Raw genomic sequence first — 25,264 nt, 5'->3', positions numbered from 1 at the left:
TTATCAGCGTTTTCATTTAATGCTATGGCCTCCGCAGAAAGTCACTTAACCGACACTGTTACCAACGGCTTTAAATTGCGCACAGTAATAGTAGACGCCGGCCACGGCGTTAAGCCAGAGAACGCTCCCAAAGGACACTATTCAAGAGGTGCAGATGGCTCATTTTCTAACGAAAGAAATGTAACGTTAGCCATTGCTTTAAAATTGCAGAAAGCTATAGAAAAAGATATCACCGGTGTAAAAGCAGTTTTAACCCGATCTACAGAAGATGATGTCTCCTTTGAACGCCGGGCCCAGATAGCAAACGAGAACAAGGGAAACCTTTTTATCTCAATCCACTGTAACTCTCTGCCGGATAGGGTTATCCGCGAGCGCGTTGGCGGTACTGCCCGCCGGCCAAAATATCGTACAGTGCGGGTGCCTGATAGATCAGGAAAGGGCACTTTGTTTTTAATATATGCCCTTAAAAGATCTACTGAGGCTGAGAATGAGATAAAGGCCAACCAGGTAGAGGGAGAAAGTGACCTTGGTGATGCCCTTGACCCGGATGATCCGGTGGTTGTGATACTAACAAACGAGTATAAACGGCGTTTTCGCAAGCAAAGTGTAAATATTGCAAACTTAATTAACGATGAGATTGTTCAGGTTGACGGAAGGCGAAGTGAAGGCTTGCGCGGACAGAGCATTTATGTGCTTTGCCATGCTGCAATGCCGTCTGTACTGGTTGAGACAGGATATATCAACAACCCGGAGGATGAAGAGTATTTAAACTCTGAAGCCGGGCAAACAGAAATAGTCAACTCGATAGTACGCGCTATTACGAAATACAAAAACCAGATGGAAGGAACTGGTACTAATTAATTTGATACACATCTACCACACACATGAAAATAACTAACGAAACAAAAATAGGTGCACTTACCGCTGTAGCTATAACGATACTGATATTGGGGTACAGCTTCCTTAAAGGCAACGACGTTTTTTCGGGATCCAATAAATTTTACGCCATTTACCGCAGCGTTGAAGGTTTAACCTTGTCTAAACCTATTCTGGTGAACGGTTTCCAGATAGGCCGCGTATCTAAAATGGAATTACAGCCTGATGGCCGAACCATTGTAGAATTTAAAGTTGATAAAAAATACAATGTCCCGGATAACACTTTGGCTAAACTTCAAAGTACAGACCTTTTGGGCGGTAAGGCCATAGTTTTCGAATTAGGCAACAGCCCTAAGCCAGCTGAGGATCAGGACACTTTGCGGGCCGATATACAAGGCAGCCTTGCAGAAAGCCTGCAGCCTATCCAAAAGAAAGCTGAGGTACTGATCTCAAAGGTAGATTCTGCACTTGCTTCTATCAACCATATCATGAACCCGCGTTTTCAGGCAAATGTTGACCGTAGCTTTGCCAGCATTGCTAACTCCCTGCAAACACTTGAAGGAACCACCAAAAAAATAGATGCGCTTGTTGGTGCACAAACAAGTCACATCAACGGTATCATGACCAACGCCGAGGCTGTATCCAACAACTTAAAGACAAGCACAGCCAAGCTTAACGGCATCTCTTCTAATTTTGAACGGTTCAGCAATGATCTGGCTAATTCAAATATAAAAGGCACTTTAGACAATGCCAATAAAGCCACCGCTGATCTGAGCGCTACTATGGCCAAGATAAACAGCACCAATGGTTCTTTAGGGTTATTGATGAATGATACCAAGATGTATGATAATCTTAATAGTGCATCTGCAAACCTGAATAACCTGTTTATCGATATTAAAGCCCATCCAAGCCGTTACGTACACTTCTCGGTATTTGGTAAAAAGGGAGATTGATATTAGTTAATTGAATTAGATATTAGAGGTTAGGATGGAAATTCTAACCTTTTTTATTTCAGTACTTAAGACTATTCTTTAATCAACTAATAGCTGGTTGCTACTTCATTCACTTATCACAAAAGTCTTTCCTTCTACAGCAAGTTCTGTATTGGGAAAAACAGATTGCGTTTCTTCGAGGATCTCGTTGAGGGTTTTGTAACGTGCAGAGAAATGCCCTATCAATAGTCTTTCTGCTTTTGTGATATTAGCTATCTCGCCGGCCTGCAGTGCAGTAGTATGGTGCGTTTGATTGGCCCTATCCAGCATATCGTGCATAAAGGTTGCTTCATGGTAAAGCAGGGTTGCATCGCTAATCTGCTTAAAATATTTTTCGTTGTACTTGGTGTCAGATACGTAAGCGTATGATTTTGGCGATGCAGGCGCAGTGGTTATATCATCGTTCTTGTATGTGGTGCCATCGGGTGCTTCGTAATCAGCCCCGCGTTTAATAGCGGTATAATATGGCACGGGTATGCCTATTTCCTCAACGCGTTCTTTGATCAGTTTACGTAAACGTTTTTTCTGTTTAAATAGAAACCCGGTGGTTGGTATCCGATGATCAAGCGGTATGGTTTCTACACACACATCCTGGTTCTCAAATATCAGCGACCTTTGCGTAGCATCAGTAAAAACGTATTCAATATTGTAATTCAGCGTAGTCTCTGAATATCTGAGTTGTATCTCAATGATGTCTTTTAAAGGCTCGGGGCAAAATAACTTAAGCGACTTTTTGCGGCCGTTAAGATGCATTGATGATAATAAACCAACAAGGCCAAGATAATGATCGCCATGAAGATGGCTGATAAAGATATGGTCGATACGGCTTGGTTTAACATCAAACCGCAGCATTTGCTGTTGGGTACCTTCAGCGCAGTCAACCAGGTAAAGCTTATCGTTTACGTTAACTACCTGCGCTGTAGGGTTGCGGTTAAAAATGGGAGTTGCAGAGCTGCTGCCCAGTATCGTTACTTCGAATTTCATACCGGGGAAACAAACTGTACTATTTAACTTCTTTCTTCAATTCGCGCTCTATCTCTTCCATAAAGATCAGGTCGATACCTTCTTCGCAGGTTGGTACTATTGAAAGTACGCTATCTAATTGCGAAATGGTGATCAATCGAGACACAGCATCATTAAGGCCGCAAAGGATAAATGAGCCGGTTGAGTTTTTGCACAACCTATGGCCTACCAGTAAACTGCTTAAGCCCGACGAATCTGCAAACTTAACCTGTGATAGGTCAAGAATGATGTTGCGTTGTCCTTCAGTATTGATCAAGATCAACTCTGATTTTAACTGCGGAGTAACCAACGAGTTCAGCTTTGATTCATTCAACTTAATCATTACGTACTTCTCGTGCTTGTCAACCGTAAATTTCATTTGTATTATATTATGAAGGCTAAGATATGATAATTTTATCGCTTAATAAAAACTTTACATTGAGGCTAAAGCATTGCTAATAGCTTTTTCTACCCTGCCAATTACATCAGCCTGGTCGCTTTTTATAAAGCTCTCGCCGGTTATCTGTTCATACAGTTCAATGTACCTTTCGGATATCGAATAAACTATTTCTCTGGTCATTTTAGGCACCTGCTGGCCCTCTTTGCCCTGAAATCCGTTCTCGATTAGCCATTTTCTAACAAACTCCTTTGAAAGTTGTTTTTGAGCTTCTCCATTTGCCTGGCGCTCACGGTAGCCATCAGCATAAAAATAGCGTGATGAATCAGGCGTGTGGATCTCATCTATGAGGTAAATGGTGTCTCCTACCTTGCCAAACTCATACTTGGTATCAACCAATATAAGTCCCTGGTCTGCAGCTATTTCCGTTCCTCTCTTAAACAAGGCACGGGTATATTCTTCCAATTGATTGTAGTCAGCTTCGCTTACAACGCCTCGTTTTAAGATTTCTTCACGAGAGATGTCCTCGTCATGCCCAACCGCAGCTTTTGTTGTAGGTGTGATGATCGGCTCAGGCAGTATATCGTTTTCCTTTAAGCCCTCCGGCAGTTGTACACCGCAAACTTCTCTCCTGCCTGCAGCATACTCACGAGCAGCATGGCCGGCCAGGTAGCCGCGTATAACCATTTCTACCTTAAACGGCTCGCAAATGCGGCCAATGGTAACGCTTGGGTCTGGCACCGATACCACCCAGTTAGGTACAATGTCTGAAGTTGCTTCTAAAAATTTGGCAGCGATCTGGTTCAACACCTGCCCTTTGTAAGGGATAGGCTCAGGCAGTACCACGTCAAACGCAGAAATGCGGTCGGTAACCACCATAGCCAAATACTGGTCTTTTATAGTATATACATCGCGGACCTTACCTTTATAAAAATTGGTTTGCCCTTCAAAATTAAAATGCGTTTCTTTTATAGCGTTCATGTGTTTCAGTACTGAGTAGCGAGTATCAAGTATCAAGTATTCGAAATTTCTCGATACTTGATACTAATTACCTGATACTAAATAAATCTACTGTATATCCCCGTAAGCTTCCAGGATGCGTTTCACCAGTTTGTGACGCACAACGTCCTCTCCGCTCAGGTAAACAATATCAATTCCTTTTATGTCGGTTAAAATACGCAGCGCGGTGTATAATCCAGATTGCTGTTTTTTGGGTAAGTCAATCTGTGTTACGTCGCCGGTTACAATAAACTTGGCTGATGGACCCATACGTGTCAGGAACATCTTTAGCTGCATGTCTGTGGCATTTTGTGCCTCATCCAATATCACAAAGCAATTATCAAGCGTACGGCCGCGCATAAATGCTAACGGTGCTATCTCTATGGTACGATTCTCCAGATAAAGCTTCAGCTTTTCGGCAGGTATCATATCATCAAGCGCATCGTAAAGCGGGCGCAGGTATGGGTCTATTTTTTCCTTTAAATCGCCTGGTAAAAAACCAAGGTTCTCCCCTGCCTCAACAGCAGGGCGGGTTAGGATAATACGTTTGATCTCTTTGTTCTTAAGCGCACGTACCGCCAATGCAACGGCAGTATAGGTTTTACCCGTACCAGCAGGGCCAATGGCAAAAAGTATATCGCTTTTGGCAAGGCTATCAACCATGCGGCGTTGGTTTGGCGTGCGCGCCCTTACCATAATGCCGTTAGGGCCAAAAACAATTACCTCGCTGTTGGCAAACTTATCGGTACCACCTTCTGCTGGGTTGGCGGTGTTTGCAGATGGTTTGGCGCCAAGTATCCGTTCTACGTCGTTTACGTTAAGGCTTTCATATTTTTCAACATGCTGCACCAGCGCGTTAAATTTATCCTGAAAAGTGTTTAATTCGTTTTCGTCGCCTAGTACTTTTACCTCACTGCCGCGCGCAACTATTTTAAGCTTAGGATATTGCTTTTTTATGATCTCGAAGTGATCGTTAGATGGGCCCCACAAAACCGCCGGATCTATTTGTTCGATTGATAATTTTAGCTCGTTCAATACTTCGTGTTTTTTGTTCAGTTGCGAAATTTTATGAATTAAAAATTGAATATTTGCACCTTTAATTACTCTACAAGATTAGCAATAAATATTTATAATATTAATGGCAATTATAACATTAACTACTGATTTGGGCGATAAAGATATTTATCAGGCTGCCCTTAAAGGTAGTATTTATAAGTTGCTGCCAACAGTAAATATTGTAGATATTTCTAACAACGTACCGGCCTTTAATGTTCAGCAGGCTGCCTTTATTTTAAAAAATAGTTACCACTACTTTCCGGATGGTACCGTGCACCTTATAGGTATTGATACTGTGTATAGTACGTACACCCGTTACCTGGCCATTGAACACAATAATCACTTTTTTGTGGGGGCCGATAATGGCATCTTTTCGCTGATGTTTGACGATAAGGTTAACGAGGTTGTGGAAATTAACATTATGCAGGATCTTAAGTTCCTGCACTTTCCACTGGCTGATATTTTTGTAAAGGCCGCCTGCCACCTGGCAAACGGCGGATCATTGGCTCAGATAGGTTTGCCTGTGCCGGATGTAGAAAATAAAATGAACCTGCAGCCGGTGATAGAAAAAAACCTGATCAAAGGCGTGGTTATATACATAGATGCTTTCCAGAACGTAATAACCAACATCACCAAAGAGTTTTTTAACCGGGTACAGCAAGGCCGAAGGTTTGTGCTTTACTTTAAACGTAATGAAACCATAAACCAATTAAGCTGGCATTACAATGAAGTACCCGAAGGAGAAAAACTTTGCCTTTTTGGCATTAGCGACCACCTGGAGATCGCCATAAACAAAGGCAACGCCAGCGGCCTGCTTGGCTTAAATCTGGGAGATAGCGTAATTATTGATTTTCAGTAGCGCGCATTGTTTTCCTGTAGGCGGCAAGCCTGTTCAGGGCAATTATTTCCATACCTATACCAACGCCCATCAGCGCCCCTCTGGCAAAATCCGGTAATGTTGCAAACCGGCCAAGAAACAGCGTAAGGGAAATGATCAGCAGCCCGGCCAATAAAATAACTGATTTTTTTGGGAAGTGATATAACATTCATGATCATGAATTTTGATTAGTAATTATACGCTAAATATATTTACGGTTAGCGAGGTTATGGGAATAAATATTGTTTTGTTAAGGCAAAAGCCGGTAGGCTTGCCTGGCCTGGATGTGGTGATAATATAATTATTAATTTTGAGTAGTACTTATCCGTTTAGCGTATGAAAAATCTGTTATTCGCCGGCTTTATGCTGTTGTTTGCTGCCGGTATTTTTGCCCAGCCCAATCCGGATTCTGTTGTTTACGTACAGCAACGTAATAAAATAAACGCCATGCTTGCCGATAGGCGTGCAAAGTTTGGTCAGTATGATACCAGCCTTACCAAACGAAGCGGCATTTTCGGTATGCAAACCAAAGGCGATGTAAAGCGATCTAACGAGATATTGATGGATATAGCCGAAACCGATGATGAGATATTTACCGAACTCAAAAAGCTATTCGATTACAACAATAATCAGCTCAAATTCAGCAAGTTTCAACGCCTGCAAACTGAGAATAATTTAAAGGATGCAGAAAAAAGCCGGATAGCGTATTTGAATAGCATCAGCACCTTGCGCCAACAGAACGACAGTTTAAAAGTAAAGGTAAAACAACTGGAAACAGCCGGTCAAAAAAAGCAGGGAATACTGATTGTGGTTATCGTTATCCTTTTTGCGTCAATTTTAGCACTGTTAATCGTTAAACGGAAAACAAAGGCGTAGTTTTGCCCCTTTGTACACACTAACTTAATACATGGCACGAGGACGACTGAACAGTGGCAGCAAAGCAGAAGCAGAATTACCTAAGGCAAAAATAAATCTGGATAGTTTAAAGCGCATAGCTAAACTTATCTCCTACATCAAACCATATAAAGGAAAATTTATAGCCGGTATCATTTTTCTTTTTATCTCGAGCTTAACGGGTTTGGCCTTCCCATCACTATTAGGTGCGTTGATCGATGCGGCGCAAGGCAAACAAAAATATGCTTTCTTACCCCCTACCATCAATGCTATCGGTTTTTTGGCTTTCGGAATCTTGTTTGTACAGGCTTTTGTGTCGTTTTTTAGAGTGGTGTGGTTTGTACAGGTGGCGGAAAAAGCGCTTGCCGATATTCGCCGTGATACCTATTTTAAGCTGATCACCCTTCCGATGGATTTTTTTGCTAACCGCAGGGTTGGTGAATTAAACAGCCGCATCTCTGCCGATCTTTCGCAGATACAGGATACCATGACCACCACCTTTGCCGAAATGATAAGGCAACTGGTTTTATTGGTTGGCGGTATCACTTTTTTAACCATTGTTTCTTTTAAATTGACTTTAGCCCTGTTGCTGATGTTACCTGTACTGATAGTAGTAGCTGTATTTTTCGGAAGATTTATCCGCAGCTTATCACGCCAGGCCCAGGACAAACTTGCCGAATCAAACACCATTATTGAAGAGACTTTACAAGGCATTGCCAATGTAAAAGCTTTTGTTAATGAAGCTTTTGAGGCCGGCCGTTACAACAAAAATCTGCGCGAAGTAGTGAAGATAGCCGTTAAAGGTGCAGTATTCCGTGGGTTGTTTGCTTCGTTTATCGTATTCTGTTTATTCGGCGCCATAGTTGGTGTTATCTGGTATGGTTCTGTACTCGTTCATCACCATGAATTATCCGTAGGCAGCCTTACCACTTTTATACTTTACTCCATTTTTGTAGGGGCAGCCATGGGGAGTTTTCCGGAGTTATATGCCAACATGCAAAAATCGGTTGGTGCCAGCGAACGCGTTTTAGAGATATTGGACGAAAAAGGTGAAGCGGTATCTATCAATGCTGAGGAAAATGCGATAAAACAACCCATCAACGGCAACCTTGAATTTGACAATGTTGAATTTGCTTATCCGTCACGGTCGGAGATAAGTGTGTTAAAAGGCATCTCTTTTAACGCCGATGCCGGGCAAAAAGTGGCTATAGTTGGCCCAAGTGGTTCGGGCAAGTCTACTATGGCGGCACTGATACTGCAGTTTTATCATCCGCAGGCCGGCTCGATCAGATTTGATGGTGTTGATGCTGAAAAATATGCCTTGACCGATATTCGCAACCAGGTGGCGATAGTTCCGCAGGATGTATTATTGTTTGGTGGCACTATCGCCGAAAATATTGCGTACGGTAAATTAAATGCAACCCACGAGGAGATTATCGCTGCCGCTAAAAAAGCAAATGCAGATAGCTTTATAACAGGTTTCCCAGAGGGATATGAGACGGTTGTGGGCGAACGTGGCGTTAAACTTTCCGGCGGGCAGCGCCAGCGCATTGCCATTGCGCGTGCTTTACTTAAAAATCCTGCCATCCTGATACTGGACGAAGCTACTTCCTCTCTCGACTCTGAATCTGAGCGTTTGGTACAGGAAGCACTTGAAGTATTGATGAAAGGCCGCACCTCTATCATCATTGCACACCGTCTATCAACCATCCGCGAAGCCGATAAAATTATAGTGCTGGAAAAAGGAAATATCGTTGAAAGTGGTAATCATCAGCAACTTATAGCTAATGAACAGGGTTTATATCGTTACCTGAGCCAATTGCAGTTTGAGACTGCAAAAGGTTGATATGGAAAGCTTTCGCATGCATAGCTGAATACTCCATATTGCTATAATTTGCGTTCACGGTGTTCACAAGTGTTCATGGCGTGAACGTGAACACCAGTGTATTTGCCCAAAACAAAACAGATTAATTATTATTATTGCAACAGACCAGCCCTTTGGGCCTGTTGTTCACCTACTGACTAAATGAAACTAACCATACACGGGGCAGCCCGGCAGGTAACCGGCAGTATGCACTTGCTGCAGGTTGGCCAATATAAAATATTGATCGATTGTGGTCTTGATTACGAAAAAGATCACAATATACAGGTGAACGAAGATTTCGGCTTCAGGCCCGAGGAGATCGACGTTGTGATACTTACGCATGCTCATATAGACCACTCGGGCAACCTGCCTACGCTTGTGCGTATGGGCTTCAATGGCCAGATACTTTGCACCCCTCCCACGGCTGACCTTACCGAGCTGTTGCTGATGGATTCGGTGAACATCTTTTTACAAAAAGCGCAAAAGGGCAATAAGCATCGCCGCAGGCATAAACACAGCAGCGGTGGCCCGCAGCCATTGTACCTGCAAAAACATGTGATGGATACTGTTGAGCGCTTTATCACCATCAACTTCAACAAACCATTTAAAATAACAGGTGATATCGAGGTAACGTTTGTGCCTGCGGGACATCTGCTTGGCGCCGCAGGCATAGTGCTCAAGGTAAACGATGAGGGGGTAGAAAAAACAATTGCCTTTACGGGCGATATCGGTCGCAAGGGATATCCTGTACTTAACGACCCGCAACCGCTACCAAAAGTTGATTACCTGGTGTCTGAAGCTACATACGGAGGCCGTAACCACAGCAAGGGTAAAGGCGTTCAGAAAACCCTTGAGGAGATCATAGACAAGGTTTGCATCAAAGAACAAGGGCGATTGATAATTCCTGCATTTAGCATTGGCCGTACGCAGTCATTGGTTTTTGTGCTAAATAAAATCTTCAGCAGCGGTGCACTTCCCCCGGTTAAGATATTTGTAGATAGCCCTATGGCAAGCCGGGCCACGCAACTTTACCGCAAGCACCACAACCAGGTTAATCCTGAAGCACAGGAGTTTTACAACACGCAAGGTGACGAGTTTGAATTTGACAACCTTACCTACGTTGAGACGTTGAAAGACAGCCGACAGGTATCCAATTACTTCGAGCCTTGTATCATCATCTCTTCTGCCGGGATGCTGGAGGGCGGCCGTATACAAGATCACTTGTTTTATAATATACAAAATTACTATTGCACCATTCTGTTCATAGGCTATTGCGCAAAGGGGACATTAGGCTACCGGCTGCTACGCGGCGACCCTATTGTGCATATCAAAGACCGCGACCTGGCTGTTTATGCCACTATCAAACAAACCGACGTGCTTAGCGCCCATGGTGATCATCAAGACTTGGTAAACAATATCAAATCGCAGGATGCTGAGCAGTTAAAGGGCATTTACTTGGTACACGGTGAAACGAGTGCAATGCAAGCCTTGTCAGACTCGTTGACAGCAGATGGATATAAGGTGAATATTCCTGAAAAAGGTGTTACTTATGAATTGTAAAGACCAGGTTATTTGATCAAAGCGTCGCGCTCTTTGGAAAACAATTTATAAACCTGTTTATCAACAAAGGAAGGCAGGAATTTGCTTAGAAACACTGTAAGTTTACCTTGAAAAGTTAAGATGAGTGTACGCTTTCTTTGCTCAACGCCGTCTGCTATCTGTTTAGCAACTTCTTCGGAAGTCATCATTTTGTTTTCATTCAAAGTGCTCTCCTGCTGAGAGATACCGTCTTTATTTAGGGCAGTATTACGAATATTAGAGGCAGTGAAGCCGGGGCAGGCAACCATAATGTGCACACCTGTATTAAGGTTCTCAACCCGAAGGGCATCCATAAAACCGTTGATGGCAAATTTCGAGGCCGAATAGCCCGTACGGCCCGGTAAACCTTTGTACCCTGCAATGGATGATACGGCTACTATACTGCCGCCGGTCTTTGTAACCTCCGGCAATGCGTGTTTGGTGCAATTTATAGTACCCCAAAAGTTAACATCCATTAAGCTTTTTAGTACTTTAAGGTCTGCATCTTTAAAAAGTGCCCGCATAGAAATGCCGGCGTTATTGATCAGAACGTCTACCCTGCCGAATGTCAAAATAGATTGTTTAATAAGTGTTTTGCAGTCTTCTTCGATAGCTACATCGCATTGCACAGCTACAGATCGGTTGTTGTAGCGGCCTTCAATATCCTGCGTAATTTCACAAAGGGTTACAAACTGTCTTGCGCCTAAAACCAAATTAGCACCGCGCTTGGCAAATTCATATGCAAGGGCTTTACCAATGCCTGATGATGCACCGGTGATGACAACAACCTTATCTTTCAATTTCATATTTCGGGGCAAACATCTGCGGTATGCCAGGAACCTTTATTTCAGGCATTTTAAACAGATATTTACCGGCGAATATAATCATAGCCCCATAAAATTTACGGATATAATCCAACGTAAATTTGGAAGTTAGTTGTTTGGCAAAATTGAGAATGTATGTGCGCGGGTAGTAGTAATTTTTGTAGCCAGCAAGCCTTAATCGGAATGACAGATCAATATCATGACCGAATTGAATAAACCTTTCATCCAGTTTACCGATCTTGTTCAAAGCAGAACGTCGTAATAACATAAATGCTCCGTTAATCACGTCTACTTCGGTTGTGGCAAACTCATCTTCGTTTATCCAGCGCTCCTCATTTTTGTACAGACGCGATTTAGGGAAATATTTAGCTAAACCGGTAATTTTAAGCAATGTGGCCCAGCTGCGACCAAAGCCGGTTCTCGACTCAGGCATAAAGCGGCCTCGGGGTGTTAAAGCACGCACACCAACGGCTCCTGCGTCTGGGTGACCTTCCATAAATTGAACGACTTGTTCTACTGTTTTTTTGCCGCTTATAATATCCGCATTGACCAGTAAAACGTACTCGCTCTTAGCTTTTTCTGTACCTAAATTGCGGCTTGCTGCCATACCGATAGATTGTTCATTCACTATCATCGAAACTTCAGGGAAATCTGTCTTAACCATTTCAACCGATTTATCAGTGGATGAATCATCAATTACAATTATCTGATGTTCAATATCTTGACATGCCCTTATTAAAGTAGGCAGGCACTGTTTGAGCAGGCTGCACATGTTGCGGTTAACTACGATGACAGAAAGTTTCATATGCGTTAGGATAATGAATTCTCATACGGAACGCGTGTTACGATAGATCGTCCTAAAGTAATCTCGTCAACGTACTCCAATTCACCTCCAAAAGCTATGCCACGGGCTATAGTAGAGATATTTATATTAAATTGCTTTAAGCGTTTGTGCAAATAAAATATGGTGGTATCGCCTTCCATAGTAGCGCTTAGGGCAAAAATAATTTCCTTTATGTTATTTTCTTTAAGTCTCTCAACAAGCGAATCAACCTGCAGGTCAGACGGGCCGATACCGTCCATGGGCGAAATCAGTCCGCCCAATACATGGTAAACACCGTTGTATTGATTGGTGTTCTCGATAGCCATTACATCACGCGTATCTTCCACCACGCATATCAAACCATGATCGCGCCGCGGCGAAGCACATATTTCGCAAATAGCAGTATCAGATATGTTATGGCAGGTTTGACAGAATTGTATCTCGTTACGTAAACGGCTAACCGCACTGCTGAATTTTTGCACCTCTTCTACATCCCGGTTAAGTAAATGCAGCACCAGGCGAAGGGCAGTTTTTTGACCAACACCGGGCAGTTTTGCAAATTCCGCCACTGCTTCTTCCAACAACTTTGATGAAAAATTCATAACGCGAATTTACGCATTTTAAGCCTTATAGTTAGCCAATGTCATTCGCTTCGCAGATTTTTTACCGGGTTAACCAGCGCTGCTTTTATTGCCTGCCAACTTACTGCGGTGAGGCAGATCATCAAACTTCCAATTAATGTAAGGCCAAAAATATCCAAAGAAATATCAGCATGGTAGGTGTAAGTATTTAACCAACCTTGTATGTAGTACCAGCTGATTGCCGACCCTATAAAAAATGAAATGATGACCAGTTTGATAAATTCCTGGGATAGTTTGAACCATAGATTTGCTACGCTGGCTCCTAAAACCTTTCTTATGCTCAACTCCTTGCGTCGCCGTTCTGCAGAAAATAAAGCCAGCCCAAATAAACCCAAACACGAAATAAATATTGCAAGCGCTGTAAATGTGATGGCCATGGCGCCCAAAATTTTTTCACTTTGGAACTTTTTATCAAAGGCTTCATCGGTAAAAGTATATTCAAACGGATAGTTGGGATTATATTTTTTGTAAATGCGTTCTAATGAAGCTAAACTTTTGGAAACAGGCATGTTTGGGTTAAGGCGTATGCCGATGTTGCCTATCCAGTCTTTTACATAACCGATTATGGTGGGCTTCACAGGTTCATAGGGCGAACCCCAAACAAAGTCTTTAACAACCCCTATAACAGTACGATTGGCACCCATCCATTTTATAGTTTGGCCAATCGGCTGCTTTAATCTCATTAGTTTTACAGCGGCTTCATTTAAAATAACTCCCGTTGTATCAGACGGCCGGGAAATATCAAAATCACGTCCGTCAATAACTTTAAGCTGATATGTTTGGGTAAAGTGATATGTCGCAGCTATGCAATCAATAGAAATCTTATCCTCTCCAGGTAACTGTCCGGGCCAATTATTTGCCCATGACGCACCTGTTATTTGCGTGATTGGTTCAGATATAATTGCAGCGTCAGTTCCTGCTCCGGAATTGATGACATCATTTCTAAACGACTCAAATTTCCCAAATAAACCACCCTCAATTGGTAATTCTATCAACCCTTGTTTGCTAAACCCAACCGGTTTATTAGCAATAAAAAAGATTTGTTTGTAAATGAACACGCTGCCTAAAATGAGGCAAATTGCAAAAGTAAACTGTAAAACAACTAAAACTTGCCTGGGTGCAATGGCTGCACCCAAAGTATTTATTTTACCTTTTAAGACTTTTAAAGGTTTGAATGATGAAAGATATAAAGCTGGATAGCTTCCAGCTAAAGCACCTGTAAAAAAGGTTATCGCAATTGACAAAGTCCAAAACCTGGCATCGCCGTATGGAAAGAACAGAACTACGTGCATGATCCTATTGAAAAAAGGCAACAGCAAGACCATTAAAAGTAAAGCTATTATCAAAGCAATAAAAGCTAAGGCAATAGCTTCCCAAAGAAATTGTTTTACCAGCCCGGATCGCCTCGCTCCTAAAGTCTTGCGAATACCTACTTCGCGGGCCCTTTTTTCTGACCTGGCTGTAGATAAATTCATGAAGTTTATACATGAAACAATCAAAATACTGATAGACAATATCAAAAAAAGCCTCACATACTCTATATTTCCACCAGTACTAACCCCGTTTGTAAAATTCCCGTACAGGTGTAATCTGCTAAATTGATACATGAATAATTCTATATCTTTATCGGGCGGATAATACTGGGCTATTAGGTGTTTAACTTTAAGATTGGCAGTTTGAACAGAGGCCCCACTTTTAAACAAAACATAGGTGAAGTAGGAATAATTATCCCAGCCCGCATCTTTTAACCACGGTTGTTGGTTCATAAATGCTTGCCATGGTATCAACACCTCAAAATCGAAACTTGAATTTCTTGGATTGTCCCTGATAACTGCAGCAACTTTTAATGGAAAGGAATTGTACTGTATTGTTTTACCGACCGGATCCAAGGAACCAAAAAGCGCTGCTGCTGTAGACTGTGTTAATACAACTGAAGATTCATCTGTAAGATGCTTTTTTTTCGTACCATAAACTGCGTCAAAATTGAATATATCGAAGAAAGATGGATCTACAGCAAACGATCTGAATCTAAGCGATTTATTATTGTAAGTCACAAGTACTCTCATCATTTCACTCATCCGCGCGGTTTTTTCTACCTCGGGAATATCCTTTTCTAAGACTGATGCGAGCTGTTGCGTAGTGTAGTTCCTTGTTTTAATTACTCCGTTTGCTGGCTGGTTTTTAAAAACCTGATAAATACGGTCGCTATTTGGATGGAACTTATCAAAGCTAAATTCATTGTAAACATACAGCAGCAACATGAAACTTACTGCCATTCCAACGGCCAAACCACTGATGTTGATGATAGATGATGTTTTGTTGCTAATGATACTTCGCCAGGCGGTCCTCAGGTAAGTTTTGAGCATATAATAAGTTTATACCTGCAATATCTTCATATAAGCTGTTAAATTATAGCTATTTAACATATCTTAACTAAAACATAAAAGCGGCTTTTAAGGTCCGCTTTTATGTTTAATCAAAATGAAGTGCCTTATTCGCTGCGCAGACTGCCAATCGGATTTGCTATAGCAGCCTTTATAGTTTGGAAGCTAAGCGTAAACAGTGCTATCAGCAACATCCCTGCGCCGCTTAAGGCAAATATCCACCAGCTGATGCTGGTTCGGTCGGCAAAGTTTTCCATCCATTTGTGCATAGCGTAAAAAGCTATCGGCGTTACCAATACAAAGGCCAGCACAATAAGCAGAACCAATTCGGTTGATAATAGCGTCACTATTTGGGCAACGGTGGCGCCCAATACTTTGCGTACGCCTATTTCCTTTGTGCGAAGGCTGGTAGTATACATGGCAAGGCCAAGCAAACCAAGGCAGCTTATCAGTATTGAAAGGCCTGTTGCCCAAGTCAACAAAGTTGATATCTGTTGTTCGCTTTCATAAAATTTGGCAATGCTTTCATCAAAAAATGCATAGCTAAATTCATCTTCGGGGTAAAGCTCTTTCCAAACCTGCTCCATGCCTGCAATGGCTGTTTTCCATTCCTTGCCTCCTGCAGTTTGCGGTTTTAACGCAATATGCAATACACGGTTACTGAAACGCTGTGGTTCAATAAAAGCCAAAGGTTTAATTTGCGAGCGTAACGATTTCTGGTTAAAATCGTTCATTACACCAACTATCTGCCGTTTTTTGTCATTGTAGTCCAGCGTTATACCAACAGCATCGGCAACATTTTTAAAACCTAACGTTTTTGCATAAGTGGCATTAATTACGGTTGCTTTACCGGTATCGGCGGGTGTAAGATTACGGCCGGCAAGCAATTTTATACCATATATTTTCAGATAATTCTCGTCGCCAAATTTTTGCTGCAGATCGGTTTTTATTTCGGTTTTACCGTTTTTGTAAGTTACCTCGGTTGAGTGCGTGCCCCCGGATAATGGTGCATCTCCCCCTACCGCTATCATTTTTATCTGCGGCATTGAACGTATCTTATTTAAGAAAACCTGCTTTTTGTTGGTTCGGGCACTTTTGTAAGGCGTTGTAACAATTAAGATGGCATCTTTTTTAAAGCCAAGATCCTTAGTTAAGGCATAATGAATTTGCTTGCTCACCAGTATGGTAGCCATGATGAAAAATTGCGCTATAACAAATTGGGTAACAGTTAACGATTTGCGCAAAAGGGTTTTGCGGGTATTGCCGGATGTTGGGGCTACCTGCGATTTTAACACAATAACCGGTTTATAATTAGATAAAACCAGCGCCGGGTAAAAGCCCGATAATACGCTTACTACTACAGTTAAGCCTGCAAGGAATAACAAAAGATCAGGTTGTAACAGATCCGGCTTTACACCATTAGGAATAAATGTGCTGAATAACTTCAGGATTAAAGGCGTAAGCGCAACAGAGATGATAACGGCAAACAGGGTCACCAAAAAAGTCTCGCTCATGAATTGCATAATAAGCTGGCTTCTCCCGCTGCCCATAGTTTTGCGGATGCCTATTTCTTTAGCACGTTGTGAGGCCTGTGCTGTAGTCAGATTTATGAAGTTGATACAACCCAATAGCAACAAGAATGCGGCTATTACTAACAAACCATAGAGCGTACTGCGATTGGCCGTACGTGCGCCATCAAACGAATAGTACTTTTGGTCAAAGTGAAGATTATCCAGTTTCTCCAGATCAAATTTGGTGTAATTAGCCTTATCTGCCTTTTGCAGTGCTCGTTTGTTACGTAATACATTTAACTGTTTGATCACGTTTGCAGCAGCCGTGTTTTTATCCAGCTTGACAAAAAGTTGCGATGCCGAATTGGTGCTACCCCATTCGGTAGGTTGAAAATAACCTTTAAACAGGCTGTCTACATCTGCGGTTTTAAACGAGATAAAATCATGAAAAAGGAAGTCCGTATTACCTTTCAGGTCAGCAACTATACCGCTTACATTGGTTCTTACTGAATCCTCATAAATTACCTCCCGGCCTATCATGTCCTGGTAGCCCATACCCGGAAAATACTTTTTAGCCTGACTTGCGGTTAAAACAACCCGATACGGCGAGTTTAGGGATGTTTTAACACCGCCTGCTAACCAATCGTATTTGAACAGGTTGAAATAGCGGCCATCTGCTATTACTATGCCGTTCTCCTTGTTCAGTTTAAACTCTTCTCCTTTGCCGTGAGGTACTTGTACGCGGGCTTCATACAGGGTGTAAAAAGGCGCTGATTTTTCTATACCCGAGATCTCTGTTTTAACAGCTTCGGTTAGCGGCGTACAAACGCCACTATTGTAGCCAACCTCGCCAGAGAATGCATACTCGGTAGTCACACGATAAATTCCATCGTTGCCGCCTGCAAACTTATTAAAGGTAAGATCGTAGTGAACAATAAGGTAAATCACCAGTGATGCACTGATGCCGATAGACAAACCTATTACATTTATAAAAGTGAACAGTTTATGCTTACGGAAACCTCTTAAAGCGATTTTGAAATAGTTTTTAAGCATTATGGTAAGGTGAATTAAGGTATAATAACTATTCGTTTTTTAAGCTTTTAACCGGATTTGCTAAAGCTGCTTTGATGGACTGAATGCTGATAGTTAGGAAAGCTATGATGATTGCCCCAAACCCTGCGACGGCGATAACCCACCACTTAATATTATCGCGATAGGCAAAACCTTTTAACCACTGCTGCATAGACAGCCATGCCAGTGGTGCAGCTATCACAATGGCAATGATAACAAGCTTAATAAAGTCTTTAGAAAGCATACCCACAATAGTTGATACGTTTGCACCAAGCACTTTACGGATACCGATCTCTTTTGTACGCTGTTCTGCAGCATATGCAGCTAACCCAAACAAGCCAAGGCATGCAATAACGATAGCCATTGTGGTGAAAGAGATAAATAGCTGCCCCATTCGCTGTTCAGTGCGGTAGGTTGCATCAAATTCGTCATCCATAAACGAGTATTCGAAGGCTGCATTTGGTGCAAAGGAGTGCCACCTTTGTTTCAACTTATTTATAAGACCAGCCATATCATTACTGTTAACTAATACAGATAGTTGACCTGTGCTGTAACCCATACTTAGTACAACAGGCGTAACGTTGTCACGAAGGGAATTGAAATTGAAATCTTTAACTACGCCAATGATGTGCATACGTTTTTGATTTTCACCTTTGCTGTCAACTATTACAAACAGATCTTGGCCCACAGGGTCCTTAAAGCCCAGTTGTTTAACGGCTGCTTCATTTATTATCAGGGATGAAGAGTCAGCAAGTCGCCCCTTCTCAAAATTGCGACCCTCTATGATATGCATGTTCATAGTAGGTATATAGTTTTCGTCTACAACCCAGCTTTGCGTAGATAATGCGTTTTTTGTGTCACGCATTTCATTTGTAAAGTAAGTTGTACTATTTCGCCAGCCCCCGGTTGGAGTAAAGCCGCTAAGCGATGCGTTTTTAACGCCGGTGATCGTCATCAGTTCATCTTTAAGTACGTTAGCATTAGGCAGATCATCTGTATTCTTTATGGTAACTACATGGTTGCGATCAAAACCAAGGTCCTTGTTCTGGATAAACTTGAGCTGGTTGTAGATAATCATTGTGCCGATAATCAAAAAGATCGAGGTCCCAAATTGAAACACCACCAGAAAACTTCGTAAAAAACCAGCTTTAAAGCCCGAAGAAAGTTTTCCTTTCAACACATCTACCGGCTTAAATGCTGACAAAAAGAAAGCCGGATAAGAGCCTGCAATACAGCCAATAACTATGACGCTTAGCAGCGATAATGGTAATAGCCAAAGTAACGTATCCTGTGTAATTGTAATCACTTTGCCTGATATTTCGTTAAAATAGGGTAATAATAACCATGCGCCTGACAAAGCTATAACAGCAGCGAAAAATGTGACGATAATTGACTCTGATAAAAATTGCGCAACAAGATATTTTCTAAGTGACCCTAAAACTTTTCTGACACCTACCTCACGTGCACGATTTGCCGACCTTGCTGTAGATAAGTTCATGAAATTGATGCAGGCAACTATCAAGATAAAAGCAGCAATAGCTAAAAAAATGTAAACGTATTGAATACTACTGTTACCATCCAATTCGCCAACAACATTGGAGTGTAAATGAATATCCTTTAACGCAACTAAATTTAACTTATAAAAATTACCTGCCCTTACAAAGGCATCATAATCCATGCGAATGGCTCCTTGAAGCTGACCACCTGCGCCTTTACGAATTAAAGGCTCAAATTTGTTTTCAAGAGTTTTTAAATTCGTACCCGGTTTAAGTAAAAGGTAAGTGTTAAAGTTATTATTTAACCATGAATCATCTTTGCTTTCCTGTAGATCTGACATGGCCAGGAAGAAATCAAAATGAAAATGCGACTGTTTAGGTATATCCTTTATAACGCCGGTTACTTTGTAATTAATGGAATCATTCAATAACAAGGCTTTCCCAACTACATCCTCCTGATTAAAATACTTTCTGGCAATACTTTCAGTTATAACCACCGAATGAGGCTCGCGAAGTGCTGTCTTAGGGTCGCCAAATAACATAGGCAATGTAAAGACATCAAATAATGTAGAGTCAGCAAATATTACGTGGTTCTCGTGTACATTTTGATCACCCTTACGCACTTTATATGAGCCCCATTGCCTAAACCTCGCCGTTGCTTCTATTTCAGGAAAATTTGCGGTGAAGGCTGCAGCCAAAGGTGCGGGTGATTGTGCAAATTGCTTGTTCATACCGCCAAACTTGATATTGTCATTTACCCGGTAGACACGATCTAACTTGGTGTTATATTTATCATAACCAAACTCATCCACAACGTACAGCACTATCAGCAAGCATACACACAATCCCAAAGCAAGCCCCAGTACATTGATGATGGTGAAAGCCTTGTTTTTCTTTAGATTCCTGTATGCTGTTTTTATGTAGTTTTTGAACATAGTAGTAACTGTTAAATTATTGAAATTATGTTTCGATCCTTATTCAGAACGCAAACTTTTGACAGGGTTAGCCAGTGCTGCTTTTATAGTTTGGAAACTTACTGTGATAAAGGCTACACCCAAAGCCATAGCACCTGCAGCAGCAAAAACCCACCATTGTATATCGATACGGTAAGCAAATTCCTGCAGCCATTGGTGCATTGCCAGCCAGGTTAATGGTATGGCTATAACTATAGCCAGCGCTACTAATTTCAAAAATTGTGCTGATAACATACCAGTGATACTGCCGGACGATGCCCCCAATACCTTACGTACGCCAATCTCTCTAACTCGCTGGCGGATGGAGAATGCCGACAATCCGAATAAACCCAGGCTCGCTATGATAACGGCAAGTATGGCGAACGATGTAAAGATCTTTCCGGTACGGGTTTCTGCTACATACAAATGGGCAAACTGATCGTCTAAGAAGTTATAGCTGAACGGGCTGGCCGGATTAAAGCTGTCCCATTGCTGTTTCATGCCGGTTATAAGGCCTTGTACATCGGCAGTTTTTACCCTCACCATCATAGCACCGGTGCTGTGACCATAAAGCATCATCAGCGGTGCAATTTTTTCTTTGGCCGATGAGTAATTGAAATCCTTTACAACACCAACAATATTAAATGCATGCCGGCCTGAACGTACAATGGTGCGGCCTAAAGGATTACCTGTGATGCCCAGATCTTTAACAGCCGTTTCGTTAACAATAACCGATGCGGAATCTGCCGGGTAAGCAGGTAAAAAGTTTCTCCCTGCAGCCATTTTCATTTCCATTGTTGGCAGGTAGGTTTCATCAATGTGATAAATATTGGCGTGGATGTCGCTGTGTGAGCCGTCGCTGGTTGCAGATTTGAGATATATCTGTGTACCGTCTGATATGCTTACAGGCACATCGCTTGATATAGTGGCATTAACCACGCGATTATCCTGCAGTAGCTTATTCCTGAATGGTTCAAGATTATTTTGCAGGGTGTAGGTGTCGTTTAAAACAATAACCTGGTCTTTATCATATCCAAGTTTTTTGTTTTGCATATAATGTAATTGCTGGTACACCACAAAAGTTGCGATGATAAAAGCGGTAGATATTGCAAACTGAAAAACGATGAGCCCGCTGCGCAAAAGGCTGCGGCTGGCTGTGACATCGCCGATGCCATTGCCCTTTAAAACGCTTAATATTTTGAAGGATGAGATAAAGAACGCCGGGTAAATTCCTGCAAGTATCCCTACTATTAAAGCCACTGCAAATTCTATCAACAGCACAACCGGATTTAAGTAAAACCCAATAGTGATCTGTTTGCCTGATAATTGATTGAAGTATGGCAACAGTAAGTAAACCAATGCTAAAGCAAAAACTGTTGCCAAAGTTGTAAGTAGTACCGATTCTGTTAAAAACTGTGATATCAGACTACTCTTAAGCGAACCCAGAACTTTACGGATACCTACTTCTTTAGACCGTTTTGCTGATGCTGCAGTTGAAAGGTTGGTAAAGTTGATGCACGCAAGCACAAGAATGAATGCCGCCAGCGCTCCAAAGATGTATATATAATTGATATCGCCGTTGGCTTCTTTTTCGTATTTGGTGTGGGAGTGCAGGTGAATATCGGTAATAGGCTGCAGGCTAAACAAAAACGTATTTACTGATTTCTGCGCTTCGGCAACGCTTACGCCCATGTCATGCTGAATTTCGGGCACTACATATTTGGCAACCAATTGCGGAAATTGTTTCTCCAATTTTTTTGGGTCAGCGCCCTTACGCAGTTGCAGGTATGTGTAAAAACCGAGGTTGCTCCAGCTTTGGCGTTGGCCTTCAGTAAACGTAACCATACTTAAAAATGCATCTGCATGGAAGTGAGAATTATCAGGCACCTTATCAATAACCCCGGTTATTTTAAACGGATATGTAGCAACTATCAAACTCTTTCCTACCACATCGGTAGTACCAAAGTATTTTTTCGCCATATCCCTGGTTAGCACCATTGACGATGGATCTTTTAAACATGTAATAGGGTCGCCATCAATTAACGGAATTGAGAAGAGCTGCAGAAAGTTGGCATCTGCGCGGGCTATGTTAGTTTCTTTAAACTTCTTACTGCCGTTTTCTACAAATGCAGGTTGGTTGATTGATAACCTTGAATAAGCCTCGATCTCGGGAAGGGCGTTTTTCATGCCTTCACCAACGGCATTATCAACAAACGGATAAACATCAGAACCTCCATTGCCGAGAGTGGTGAGGTTTACCCGGTAAAGCTGATCTGACTTGGCCGGATACCTATCGTAAGTAAGCTCCTGGTACAGGTAACCGCTTATGAGCATGCAGCAAGCCAGGCCAATGGCCAAACCAAAGGTGTTAATAAAAGAGAAAATCCTGTTTTTTGTAAGATTTCTCCATGCAATGGTTAGGTAGTTTTTGATCATGATTATCAATATTGAAAAACAATACCAAATAAATAAATCATTAAAAATCAGTTATTTATAATTAAAAATATATTATTAGCTGTTCGGTATGGTACAGTGATTGTTCGGTTTTGATACAGTTTGTTTTTTATTCGAAATAAGGTGCATAAATAAATAAGGGTCAGGCTATTAACCCGACCCTTTAGTAATTTAAGTTCTTGCTATTTTATTCGCTTCTTAAACTTTTAACCGGGTTGGCCAATGCGGCTTTTACAGCTTGATAGCTTACCGTCAGCACTGCTATAAAAATGGTAATAACGGCCGCCAATACAAACATCCACCAGCTAAGGTTAATGCGGTTCTGGTAGTTCTCCAGCCACTTATTCATGGCCCAAAACGATAACGGCACGGCTACCAGAATGGCTACCGCTACCAATTTTAAAAAGTCTTTTGATAGCAGACCGGCAAGGTTAGCAACACTGGCGCCTAATACCTTCCGAACACCAATTTCTTTAATGCGTTGTTCTGCAGCGTAAGCCGCAAGGCCGAATAAACCAAGGCAAGATATTACAATGGCAAGTCCCCCAAATATATTGGCCAAAGTTGCCAAAAGCTTTTCGTTTGCAAACTTCAGTGCAAAATCACTGTCTACAAAATTTACAACCGGCGGGTATGCCGGGTTAAGTGTTTTTAACGCTTTATTGATGGCTTCAACGTTAGCTGTTATTGTACGCTCCGGCGATAATCGTAAAGCAATAACGGTACGATAGTTATTAGCATAGTGGGTAAACATTGGCCTTGTTTGCTCGTAAGGCGAACCCCAAACAAAGTCTTGGTAAACGCCTACTACCGTCATTTCTGCATCCCCATATTTGATAATGCTGCCGATGGGTTCCTTCAGTTTCATCACCTTTGCAGCCGACTCGTTTATCATGGCGGTTTTGCCTGCAGTATCTAAAGGATTGCTACTTGAGAACTGTCGGCCCTTCAATAATTTAACACCGGTAGTTTGAGTAAAGTTATCACCCACCCTAAATACGTCAAACAAAACGGTTTCGTCGTCGCGCTTACCCGGCCAACTTATGCCCCAGGTATTATTGCCGGATGAGGTAATGCTTGAGGTAAAAACAGTGCCGTTAACAATATTGCCTGATGTTTTTAACTGATTGATAAGGATATCTGTTTTTTGTTGCAGATCACCCTCTATCGGTATTTCTACCAGACTGTTTTTATCAAAGCCTATCGGTTTATCTTGTACATATTTTATCTGCCTGTAAATACAAATAGTAGCGATAATAAGGAATACTGCAAAACCAAATTGTACAACAACAAGCACTTTACGAAGTGACAAGGCCGAGGTACCACCTTTGAACATCCCCTTTAAAACCTTTATAGGCTCGAAACCAGAAAGGTAGAAAGCGGGGTAACTTCCGGCCAATAAACCTGTAAGCACGCCTATACCTAACAATGCGGCCCATGCTTTCGGATCAGCGTATGGTAATTGTAATTTAATTCCCAACAGCGTATTAAAATACGGTAATGAAATCACTACCAGTACTATCGCGATACAAACCGATATAAGCGATAAGATAACCGACTCCATGATGAACTGGCTGATCAGCGATCCCCTGCCCGAGCCTATAGCTTTACGAATGCCCACTTCTTTGGCGCGCTCTTCAGACCGGGCTGTACTCAGGTTCATGAAGTTAACACAAGCTACCAAAAGAATGCAGATTGCCAAGGTAATAAACAAACGGATCTGGCTTATCATACCGCCTACAGCTTTACCATCAACAAACTCAGAATACAAGTGAAGTTTAGCAAACGGATATAAAAATAACTGGTTTTTGTTGCCATCATTATGCCGCTCTACCATGTGCTTCATAATTCCGTTGGCTGCGTTTAAACCTGCAGGATCTTTTAATTTAACAACCGTTCTTGCATAGTTACTGCCCCATCCGCTATTTTTTGCCCAATCGTTGGCTTCATCAAACAGCACCCAGGGCAACACAACATCAAACTTAAAAGTTGAATTTGATGGCACATCCTTAATAACGCCGGTAACCTGCATAGCAGTGGCGTTATTGCGCTTTATCATTTTGTTTAGAGGATCTTCATCACCAAACAAAGCCTTTGCAACTGATTCGGTAAGCACTACCGAATTGGGAGTTTTAAGCGCTGTCCTGGCATTGCCTTTTATAAAATCATAAGAGAAGATATCAAAGAAGCCATCGTCAGCAAATAACCCCTTCTTTTTAAGGCTCTTGTCTTTATAGGTAAGCAAGCTTTCACCGCTATAATCTACGGTTCTTACAGCCTGTAAAACACCTGGCACTTCACTTTTTATGGTTTCAGCTGCCTGCCTTGGAGAAGCGGAAAAGGTGTATATTTTACCATCACCAGCCTGGTTGTTTTGCACAAGGAAAATCTTATCAAGCTCTTTAAACTGTTTATCGTAATTTAAATGATAGCTTACGTACAGCAGCAACAGCAAGCAACTTGCCATACCCAAAGCAAGGCCACCAACATTTAACATAGAGAAACCTTTGCGTTTGGCAATGTTGCGCCATGCTGTTTTAAAGTAATTCTTGAACATTGTGCTTGTGATTTA

At 41.9% G+C, this 25,264-nt stretch carries 19 protein-coding genes; 6 read left to right on the top strand and 13 right to left on the bottom strand.

Translation table 11 applies throughout. From position 1 onward, the window contains the following. The first annotated feature begins 24 nt into the window (after positions 1-24). Together FPZ42_RS10625 and FPZ42_RS10620 are read left to right on the top strand one after the other, a co-directional pair. Positions 25-861, top strand: coding sequence for an N-acetylmuramoyl-L-alanine amidase family protein (locus tag FPZ42_RS10625; RefSeq protein ID WP_186458742.1), 837 nt, complete (start codon positions 25-27; stop codon positions 859-861). Between the two features lie 23 nt (positions 862-884). Further along, complete coding sequence (locus FPZ42_RS10620; RefSeq protein ID WP_146271155.1) at positions 885-1,829, top strand: MlaD family protein; 945 nt, start codon at positions 885-887, stop codon at positions 1,827-1,829. A 105-nt stretch (positions 1,830-1,934) separates the two neighbouring features. On the opposite strand, the gene FPZ42_RS10615 is transcribed toward FPZ42_RS10620, so the two are convergent. From FPZ42_RS10615 to FPZ42_RS10600, 4 genes are all read right to left on the bottom strand, one after another. Beyond that, positions 1,935-2,852 carry a ribonuclease Z gene (locus FPZ42_RS10615; protein WP_146271153.1) on the bottom strand — a complete coding sequence of 306 codons (918 nt, stop codon included), beginning with the start codon at positions 2,850-2,852 and terminating at the stop codon, positions 1,935-1,937. 19 nt (positions 2,853-2,871) lie between these two features. Continuing rightward, on the bottom strand, positions 2,872-3,249 hold the full coding sequence (locus FPZ42_RS10610; protein ID WP_146271151.1) for an STAS domain-containing protein: 378 nt from the start codon (positions 3,247-3,249) through the stop codon (positions 2,872-2,874). 54 nt (positions 3,250-3,303) lie between these two features. Further along, positions 3,304-4,248, bottom strand: a complete 945-nt coding sequence (locus FPZ42_RS10605; RefSeq protein ID WP_146271149.1) for a phosphoribosylaminoimidazolesuccinocarboxamide synthase — start codon at positions 4,246-4,248, stop codon at positions 3,304-3,306. Between the two features lie 87 nt (positions 4,249-4,335). Continuing rightward, positions 4,336-5,301, bottom strand: a complete 966-nt coding sequence (locus tag FPZ42_RS10600) for a PhoH family protein (RefSeq protein WP_146271147.1) — start codon at positions 5,299-5,301, stop codon at positions 4,336-4,338. A 103-nt stretch (positions 5,302-5,404) separates the two neighbouring features. Here FPZ42_RS10600 and FPZ42_RS10595 point away from each other — a divergent pair, with 103 nt between their 5' ends. Next, positions 5,405-6,181: an SAM hydrolase/SAM-dependent halogenase family protein gene (locus FPZ42_RS10595; RefSeq protein WP_146271145.1), complete on the top strand. Its 777-nt coding sequence runs from the start codon at positions 5,405-5,407 to the stop codon at positions 6,179-6,181. Here FPZ42_RS10595 and FPZ42_RS10590 read toward each other — a convergent pair. Next, positions 6,165-6,368, bottom strand: a complete 204-nt coding sequence (locus FPZ42_RS10590; RefSeq protein ID WP_146271143.1) for a hypothetical protein — start codon at positions 6,366-6,368, stop codon at positions 6,165-6,167. The two genes, FPZ42_RS10595 and FPZ42_RS10590, sit on opposite strands and share 17 nt — an antisense overlap. A 167-nt stretch (positions 6,369-6,535) precedes the next feature. On the opposite strand from FPZ42_RS10590, the gene FPZ42_RS10585 reads away from it, so the two are divergent. The 3 genes from FPZ42_RS10585 (at position 6,536) to FPZ42_RS10575 (ending at position 10,517) form a co-directional block, all read left to right on the top strand. Continuing rightward, the gene (locus FPZ42_RS10585) at positions 6,536-7,075 is read left to right on the top strand and encodes a hypothetical protein (RefSeq protein WP_146271141.1); all 540 of its coding nucleotides are present in this window, start codon (positions 6,536-6,538) and stop codon (positions 7,073-7,075) included. Between the two features lie 31 nt (positions 7,076-7,106). After that, positions 7,107-8,939, top strand: a complete 1,833-nt coding sequence (locus FPZ42_RS10580) for an ABC transporter ATP-binding protein (RefSeq protein WP_146271139.1) — start codon at positions 7,107-7,109, stop codon at positions 8,937-8,939. A 180-nt stretch (positions 8,940-9,119) separates the two neighbouring features. Beyond that, the gene (locus FPZ42_RS10575; RefSeq protein WP_146271137.1) at positions 9,120-10,517 is read left to right on the top strand and encodes an MBL fold metallo-hydrolase; all 1,398 of its coding nucleotides are present in this window, start codon (positions 9,120-9,122) and stop codon (positions 10,515-10,517) included. 8 nt (positions 10,518-10,525) lie between these two features. Here the strand turns inward: FPZ42_RS10575 and FPZ42_RS10570 are convergent, their stop codons facing one another. From FPZ42_RS10570 to FPZ42_RS10535, 8 genes are all read right to left on the bottom strand, one after another. Beyond that, positions 10,526-11,341, bottom strand: coding sequence for an SDR family oxidoreductase (locus FPZ42_RS10570; protein WP_146271135.1), 816 nt, complete (start codon positions 11,339-11,341; stop codon positions 10,526-10,528). Continuing rightward, entirely contained in the window at positions 11,325-12,164 is an 840-nt protein-coding gene (locus FPZ42_RS10565) for a glycosyltransferase family 2 protein (RefSeq protein WP_146271133.1), read from the bottom strand. The genes FPZ42_RS10570 and FPZ42_RS10565 overlap by 17 nt, the downstream gene beginning before the upstream one ends. 5 nt (positions 12,165-12,169) lie before the next feature. Further along, positions 12,170-12,784: a recombination mediator RecR gene (gene recR / locus FPZ42_RS10560; RefSeq protein ID WP_146271131.1), complete on the bottom strand. Its 615-nt coding sequence runs from the start codon at positions 12,782-12,784 to the stop codon at positions 12,170-12,172. Between the two features lie 41 nt (positions 12,785-12,825). Beyond that, entirely contained in the window at positions 12,826-15,189 is a 2,364-nt protein-coding gene (locus FPZ42_RS10555) for an ABC transporter permease (RefSeq protein WP_146271129.1), read from the bottom strand. A gap of 125 nt (positions 15,190-15,314) precedes the next feature. After that, complete coding sequence (locus FPZ42_RS10550; protein WP_146271127.1) at positions 15,315-17,771, bottom strand: ABC transporter permease; 2,457 nt, start codon at positions 17,769-17,771, stop codon at positions 15,315-15,317. A gap of 28 nt (positions 17,772-17,799) precedes the next feature. After that, positions 17,800-20,220, bottom strand: coding sequence for an ABC transporter permease (locus FPZ42_RS10545; protein ID WP_146271125.1), 2,421 nt, complete (start codon positions 20,218-20,220; stop codon positions 17,800-17,802). Between the two features lie 39 nt (positions 20,221-20,259). Further along, on the bottom strand, positions 20,260-22,674 hold the full coding sequence (locus tag FPZ42_RS10540; protein WP_146271123.1) for an ABC transporter permease: 2,415 nt from the start codon (positions 22,672-22,674) through the stop codon (positions 20,260-20,262). 205 nt (positions 22,675-22,879) lie between these two features. Next, entirely contained in the window at positions 22,880-25,249 is a 2,370-nt protein-coding gene (locus FPZ42_RS10535; RefSeq protein ID WP_146271121.1) for an ABC transporter permease, read from the bottom strand. Positions 25,250-25,264 lie beyond the last annotated feature (15 nt).

Origin of the sequence: Mucilaginibacter achroorhodeus, from assembly GCF_007846095.1 — a bacterium.
GTDB classification, from domain to species: Bacteria; Bacteroidota; Bacteroidia; order Sphingobacteriales; family Sphingobacteriaceae; genus Mucilaginibacter; species Mucilaginibacter achroorhodeus.
Note: the sequence above shows the minus strand (reverse complement) of the source record. Positions and strands in the feature narration are given on the sequence as shown.

What these genes read in the sequence shown, in the direction of transcription:
- FPZ42_RS10625 (WP_186458742.1), top strand. Translation starts at nt 25, where the DNA reads ATGGCCTCCGCAGAAAGTCACTTAACCGACACTGTTACCAACGGCTTT.
- FPZ42_RS10620 (WP_146271155.1), top strand. Translation starts at nt 885, where the DNA reads ATGAAAATAACTAACGAAACAAAAATAGGTGCACTTACCGCTGTAGCT.
- FPZ42_RS10615 (WP_146271153.1), bottom strand. Translation starts at nt 2,852, where the DNA reads ATGAAATTCGAAGTAACGATACTGGGCAGCAGCTCTGCAACTCCCATT.
- FPZ42_RS10610 (WP_146271151.1), bottom strand. Translation starts at nt 3,249, where the DNA reads ATGAAATTTACGGTTGACAAGCACGAGAAGTACGTAATGATTAAGTTG.
- FPZ42_RS10605 (WP_146271149.1), bottom strand. Translation starts at nt 4,248, where the DNA reads ATGAACGCTATAAAAGAAACGCATTTTAATTTTGAAGGGCAAACCAAT.
- FPZ42_RS10595 (WP_146271145.1), top strand. Translation starts at nt 5,405, where the DNA reads ATGGCAATTATAACATTAACTACTGATTTGGGCGATAAAGATATTTAT.
- FPZ42_RS10590 (WP_146271143.1), bottom strand. Translation starts at nt 6,368, where the DNA reads ATGTTATATCACTTCCCAAAAAAATCAGTTATTTTATTGGCCGGGCTG.
- FPZ42_RS10585 (WP_146271141.1), top strand. Translation starts at nt 6,536, where the DNA reads ATGAAAAATCTGTTATTCGCCGGCTTTATGCTGTTGTTTGCTGCCGGT.
- FPZ42_RS10580 (WP_146271139.1), top strand. Translation starts at nt 7,107, where the DNA reads ATGGCACGAGGACGACTGAACAGTGGCAGCAAAGCAGAAGCAGAATTA.
- FPZ42_RS10575 (WP_146271137.1), top strand. Translation starts at nt 9,120, where the DNA reads ATGAAACTAACCATACACGGGGCAGCCCGGCAGGTAACCGGCAGTATG.
- FPZ42_RS10570 (WP_146271135.1), bottom strand. Translation starts at nt 11,341, where the DNA reads ATGAAATTGAAAGATAAGGTTGTTGTCATCACCGGTGCATCATCAGGC.
- FPZ42_RS10565 (WP_146271133.1), bottom strand. Translation starts at nt 12,164, where the DNA reads ATGAAACTTTCTGTCATCGTAGTTAACCGCAACATGTGCAGCCTGCTC.
- recR (WP_146271131.1), bottom strand. Translation starts at nt 12,784, where the DNA reads ATGAATTTTTCATCAAAGTTGTTGGAAGAAGCAGTGGCGGAATTTGCA.
- FPZ42_RS10555 (WP_146271129.1), bottom strand. Translation starts at nt 15,189, where the DNA reads ATGCTCAAAACTTACCTGAGGACCGCCTGGCGAAGTATCATTAGCAAC.
- FPZ42_RS10550 (WP_146271127.1), bottom strand. Translation starts at nt 17,771, where the DNA reads ATGCTTAAAAACTATTTCAAAATCGCTTTAAGAGGTTTCCGTAAGCAT.
- FPZ42_RS10545 (WP_146271125.1), bottom strand. Translation starts at nt 20,220, where the DNA reads ATGTTCAAAAACTACATAAAAACAGCATACAGGAATCTAAAGAAAAAC.
- FPZ42_RS10540 (WP_146271123.1), bottom strand. Translation starts at nt 22,674, where the DNA reads ATGATCAAAAACTACCTAACCATTGCATGGAGAAATCTTACAAAAAAC.
- FPZ42_RS10535 (WP_146271121.1), bottom strand. Translation starts at nt 25,249, where the DNA reads ATGTTCAAGAATTACTTTAAAACAGCATGGCGCAACATTGCCAAACGC.